This window comes from Sulfurovum sp. (assembly GCF_041562805.1).
In the GTDB taxonomy this organism is placed as follows: domain Bacteria; phylum Campylobacterota; class Campylobacteria; order Campylobacterales; family Sulfurovaceae; genus Sulfurovum.
Genome location: NZ_JBFFOH010000166.1, coordinates 1 through 5,294, shown reverse-complemented (window position 1 = coordinate 5,294; position 5,294 = coordinate 1). Strand labels below are relative to the sequence as shown.

General features: G+C 39.0%; 6 protein-coding genes. All 6 read right to left on the bottom strand.

The genetic code is table 11. The features are described 5' to 3' along the window. On the bottom strand, positions 1-569 hold a 569-nt coding region (locus tag ABYK33_RS13555), incomplete at its 3' end, for a 3'(2'),5'-bisphosphate nucleotidase CysQ (RefSeq protein ID WP_373033809.1). Next, positions 562-1,164 carry an adenylyl-sulfate kinase gene (gene cysC / locus ABYK33_RS13550; RefSeq protein WP_373033808.1) on the bottom strand — a complete coding sequence of 201 codons (603 nt, stop codon included), beginning with the start codon at positions 1,162-1,164 and terminating at the stop codon, positions 562-564. The genes ABYK33_RS13555 and cysC (ABYK33_RS13550), both read right to left, overlap by 8 nt. Further along, positions 1,154-1,879, bottom strand: a complete 726-nt coding sequence (gene cysC / locus ABYK33_RS13545) for an adenylyl-sulfate kinase (RefSeq protein ID WP_373033807.1) — start codon at positions 1,877-1,879, stop codon at positions 1,154-1,156. Before cysC (ABYK33_RS13545) ends, cysC (ABYK33_RS13550) begins: the two co-directional genes overlap by 11 nt. Continuing rightward, positions 1,879-3,282: a sulfate adenylyltransferase subunit CysN gene (cysN, locus tag ABYK33_RS13540; protein ID WP_373033806.1), complete on the bottom strand. Its 1,404-nt coding sequence runs from the start codon at positions 3,280-3,282 to the stop codon at positions 1,879-1,881. The genes cysC (ABYK33_RS13545) and cysN overlap by 1 nt, the downstream gene beginning before the upstream one ends. Beyond that, a complete protein-coding gene (cysD, locus tag ABYK33_RS13535) occupies positions 3,282-4,193 on the bottom strand; it encodes a sulfate adenylyltransferase subunit CysD (protein WP_373033804.1) in 912 nt (303 codons plus the stop codon). Before cysD ends, cysN begins: the two co-directional genes overlap by 1 nt. Continuing rightward, entirely contained in the window at positions 4,190-5,206 is a 1,017-nt protein-coding gene (gene rfbB, locus ABYK33_RS13530) for a dTDP-glucose 4,6-dehydratase (protein ID WP_373033803.1), read from the bottom strand. Before rfbB ends, cysD begins: the two co-directional genes overlap by 4 nt. Positions 5,207-5,294 lie beyond the last annotated feature (88 nt).

The following is a 5,294-nucleotide window of genomic DNA, read 5'->3' as shown; positions in this document are numbered from 1 at the left end:
GAAGATCCTTTTGAAACCTGTTCAATACTTTCCGTACTCTTTGCCACATTATCTATAAAAGCTTGTGTCTCTTCAGAAAGATGAGACTTAGATGCAACCACTCTTAATGACTTCTCAGGAGTTTTATTGACTTCTAAAGGCAGTTTCTGTCCATTTTTAAAAGCACCATCACCTTTTTTAGCTTTATACATATCACCTAATGCCGGAGCATAGACAACACCAAGTACTGGTGTGTCTTTATGAATAAGAGCAATATTTACCGTAAACTCACCGTTTTTCTTAATGAATTCTTTTGTCCCATCGATAGGATCTATGCACCAGTAGTATTCCCAATCTTTTCTTACTTCATAGGGTACTTCTTTATTCTCTTCCGAAAGTAAAGGAATTTCAGGATATGCTTTTTTTAGTGCCTCACAGATAATTTCATTTGATTTTGTATCTGCTTCAGTTAATGGTGATTTGTCATCTTTATAATCAATAGTGAAATCTTTATCATAGATCTCCATAATGGCATCACCCGCTTCTTTGGCAATAGCTACTACGACCTCTAGATCTATCTTATCAAGCATGTAAATATCCTCTATCTTTTAAATAATCTATAATGTGTTGTGTCACATCTTCTATACTTATTTTATCATTTACAATATGTATCTCAGGTTTAACAGGCGCCTCGTAGGGAGAAGAAATCCCTGTAAAGTTTGCTATCTCACCTTTACGTGCTTTTTCGTAAAGTCCTTTTGGATCTCTACTCTCACAGACTTCCAAAGGTGTATCAATAAACACTTCAATAAATTCATCTTCTTCTACCAATGTACGCACCTGATCACGGTCTTCCTGGAAAGGAGAGATAAATGCTGTAAGGACTATAGTTCCAGCATACACAAAGAGTTTGGAAACTTCACCTATACGTCTAATATTCTCAATACGGTCTTCATCAGAAAATCCTAAACCTTTATTAAGTCCCATACGCACATTATCTCCATCAAGCAGATAGGTATGTTTGTTCAATTCAAATAATTTACTTTCTACCGCATTGGCGATGGTCGACTTACCTGAACCGCTTAAGCCTGTGAACCATAGGATACAAGATTTTTGATCTTTGATCTTTGCACGTTCTTCTTTACTGACATGATGATCATGCCAGACAATATTTTTATTTGACATAATGCTTCTTTACATACTTTACAATTATTACTACCGCTTCATCAGCACTCAGTTGATCTGTATCAATCACGATCTCGGCATGCTGCGGTTCTTCATACACATCATTGACACCAGGAAAATTCTTAAGTTCACCTGCCAATGCTTTTACATATTTACCTTTATAGTCACGTTTTTGACAGGTTTCAACGTCTGCTTTAACATAGACAACGATATTGTTTTTCACCATTTTACGAATGGTTTTACGTGACTCTTTGTACGGAGAGACAAACGATGCCACTGTTGAGATGGAATTCTTCTGTAATGTACGGACTAAATTTCCTATACGATACATATGACGATTACGATCTTCCCTGGTAAATCCAATACCTGGTATAAGATCACGAATATCTTTGGAATCTATTCTCTCGATAGGGATATGCAGTTTTTCCAGCTCAGTGTAGACTTTATCTGCTATGGTTGTTTTACCGCTCAGTGGCAATCCTGTAAACCAGAGGTTAAAAGGCTCGATCTTCTTTCTTCCCCATTGGATCTTAAACCAGGCTCTTTCATGTGCCCAGTAAAGTCCTACCTTGAGTACAGTTTCTATCATTCCTGCAGCAATTGCAAGATCCAGTCTTCCAAAGAAGAGATAGACGATAATGATGGTAGTAGTGGTTGCCACTATACGCCAGCTAATACCTTTAACGATAGAACGTTTGTTTGTCTCTTTATACATTAAACAGCTTTACAATCCCACTCTGGAAAGTGTTTTCTGACATAGGCATTGAGTTCTTTTTCTGCATCACTGTACTCTTTAGTTGATACTCCCAGATCACGTCTGCTTAAACCCACGATCATCCCTGCACCTACAGTGTTATTAGAGATCCGATCCACAACAATAAAACTACCTGTTAAACGATTTGTTTGATAAGAGTCAGAAGCGATAGGTCGAGTAAGTACCATTCTGCAAGAGGCTATGTCATTAAGTGCTAACTCTTTGACCTGTGTTCTTTCGTAAGTGTTCACATCTATTTTATAGTTGATCTTTTCGAAGCTTCCTGTCACCACTGATGTGGCACGTTTGATGTCATAGCTTCGGTTGATCTGCATCGGTTTTTCATCCATCCATACCAGCATCACTTTAAGGTTGTTGGAAACTGAAGGAAGGCTGTGTGTATGTACGATCATATCTCCACGGGAAATATCTACTTCATCTTCAGTGGTAAGTGTAACTGCCATAGGAGCATACACCTCTTGAGTTGTGACTTCTCTGTTGTCTTCAGTGATGTCACCCGCATTGATGATACTTTTGATCTTGGTTGTTTTGCCTGATGGCAATACTGTGATCTCATCACCTACTTTTACGGATCCTGCAGCGATCGTGCCACAGAACCCTCTAAAGTCAAGGTTTGGACGGTTTACATACTGTACAGGGAACCTGAAGTCTTCTGCTTTCTGTTCTTTACTGATATCCATACTGTCCAGTAATCCCAGCATGGGCTTGCCATCAAACCAAGGTGTCTTTTCACTTTTATCCACCACGTTATCACCATCTAGTGCAGATACAGGGATATAATAGGTGTTTTTGATACCCAGTTCATCAGCCAGTGCCCCATAGGCTTTAGAAATCTCATTATAAACTTCTTCAGAGAAATCTACCAGGTCCATCTTGTTGATGGCTACGATGACATGTTCGATACCAAGTAGGCTTACGATGAAACTGTGACGACGTGTCTGTGTCAGGATACCTTTACGTGCATCGATAAGGATGATTGCTACATCTGCCGTCGAAGCACCTGTCACCATGTTTCTTGTGTACTGTTCATGACCCGGAGTATCAGCAATGATGAACTTGCGGTTCTCTGTTGCAAAAAAACGGTATGCAACATCGATGGTGATACCCTGTTCTCTTTCACTTTGGAGACCATCCACAAGCAAAGCCATGTCGATCTTCTCACCGGTGGTTCCGTATTTCTTACTTTCGCTTTCAGCTGCTGAGAGCTGATCGTCAAAGATCATCTTTGAATCATAGAGCATACGGCCGATGAGTGTACTTTTACCATCATCTACAGATCCGCAGGTTAAAAAGCGGAGCATGTCTTTGTTTTCATGTTCTTTCAGGTAGTTGATGATATCCATTAAAAGTACCCCTCTATTTTCTTCAGTTCCATGGCACCCTCTTGGTCTTTATCGATGAGGCGACCTTCACGCTCAGAGCTTGTTGAGAGGAGCATCTCTTTGATGATCTCTGGCAGTGTGGTTGCTGTGGAGTTGATAGCCCCGGTAAGCGGGTAACAACCTAGAGTTCTAAAACGCACCATTTCTTTTTTGGCTGTTTTACGCAGTACTTCTGGCATACGGTCATCATCCACACGTACCTTCGTACCTTCATATTCTACGACAGGTTGTTCTTTTGCAAAATAGAGTGATGGTATTTTGATATCTTCAAGGTAGATATATTGCCAGATATCAAGTTCTGTCCAGTTAGAAATCGGGAAGACACGTACGCTTTCACCCTTTTGGTGAGCAGTATTATAAACATTCCAAAGTTCTGGACGTTGGTTTTTTGGATCCCATCTGTGGTGTTTATCACGGAAAGAGAAGATACGTTCTTTGGCACGGGATTTCTCTTCATCACGACGTGCTCCACCGATTATGGCATCGTATCCGCCTGCGTTGAGTGCCTGTTTGAGTCCTTGTGTTTTCATAATATCTGTATGGACTTTAGATCCGTGTTCGAAGGGAGAGATATTCATATCGATACCTTCAGGATTTGAGTGAACGATGAGATCAAATCCAAGGTCTTTGGCACGCTGATCACGGAACTTGATCATCTCTTTAAATTTCCAGAGAGTATCGACATGTAAAAGAGGAAAAGGAAGTTTACTGGGAGCAAAAGCTTTCATCGCAAGATGTAACATAACTGACGAATCTTTACCCACTGAATACATCATAACGGGATTGGTGAATTCTGCTGCAACTTCACGTAGAATGTGGATGGATTCTGCTTCTAGTTGACGAAGGTGGGTCAATCGTTCTTTTGTTATCACTTTGCTTCCTTATATTTATTTAAATACCAATCAACCGTTTTTAGTATTCCTGTATCAAAGTTCTCATCCGCCTTCCATCCAAGTTCAGTTTCTAACTTTGTTGCATCAATAGCATATCTTCTATCATGACCAGCTCTATCTTCAACAAATGTAATAAGCTCTTTATACGAAGTTTCTTTTGGAACTTTTTCATCAAGAATAGTACAGATGGCATCTACAATTTGAAGGTTAGTTCTTTCATTTCTTCCACCGATGTTATAGACATTGGCCTCTTTACCAGTATGATAAACTAAATCTATCCCTTTACAGTGATCTAATACATAGAGCCAGTCACGAATATTTTTTCCATCACCATAAATAGGTATAGCTTCTCCTGCCAGTGCTTTTCTTATAATAGTTGGGATAAGTTTTTCATCATGCTGTTTAGGACCGTAGTTGTTTGAACAGTTGGTGATCACTGTATTCATTCCGTAAGTCTCTTGATAGCTACGTACAATCATGTCACTTGATGCTTTTGAAGCCGAGTATGGAGAATTAGGAGCGTAAGGCGTCTCTTCGGTAAAGAGGTCAGTCTCATTTAATGTACCGTAGACTTCATCAGTGGAAATGTGATGAAAACGACAACCCTTGTACTCATCTTTATAGGCAAAAGGTTTATCCATCCAATACTTATAGGCTACATCTAAAAGCGTAAAAGTTCCATTTACATTAGTCTCTATAAACACACCTGGGTTTTTAATGGAGTTATCTACATGAGATTCAGCTGCAAAATGGATAACTCCTTGAATATCATATTCGGTAAAAATAAACTCGACCAGTTCACGGTTACAGATGTCCCCTTTGATAAATTTGTATCGTGGATCACTTTCGCATTCACTTAAGTTTTCCAGGTTACCTGCATAGGTGAGCAAGTCTAAATTAATTAAATTGTATTCAGGGTACTTTTCCAAGAAATATGGAACAAAGTTCGACCCTATAAATCCTGCTGTTCCTGTTAATAATATATTCTTCATCTATCTTCTTTCTCCCATCTTTTTTAAACATTCATCTAAACTATCTTTCCAAAAAGGGATAGTGATATTGAACTTATTTTTTATTTTT

Bases quoted from the DNA above. Each gene is read 5' to 3' on its own strand.
- cysC (WP_373033807.1), bottom strand. From the start codon at position 1,879: ATGTATAAAGAGACAAACAAACGTTCTATCGTTAAAGGTATTAGCTGG.
- cysN (WP_373033806.1), bottom strand. From the start codon at position 3,282: ATGGATATCATCAACTACCTGAAAGAACATGAAAACAAAGACATGCTC.
- cysC (WP_373033808.1), bottom strand. From the start codon at position 1,164: ATGTCAAATAAAAATATTGTCTGGCATGATCATCATGTCAGTAAAGAA.
- rfbB (WP_373033803.1), bottom strand. From the start codon at position 5,206: ATGAAGAATATATTATTAACAGGAACAGCAGGATTTATAGGGTCGAAC.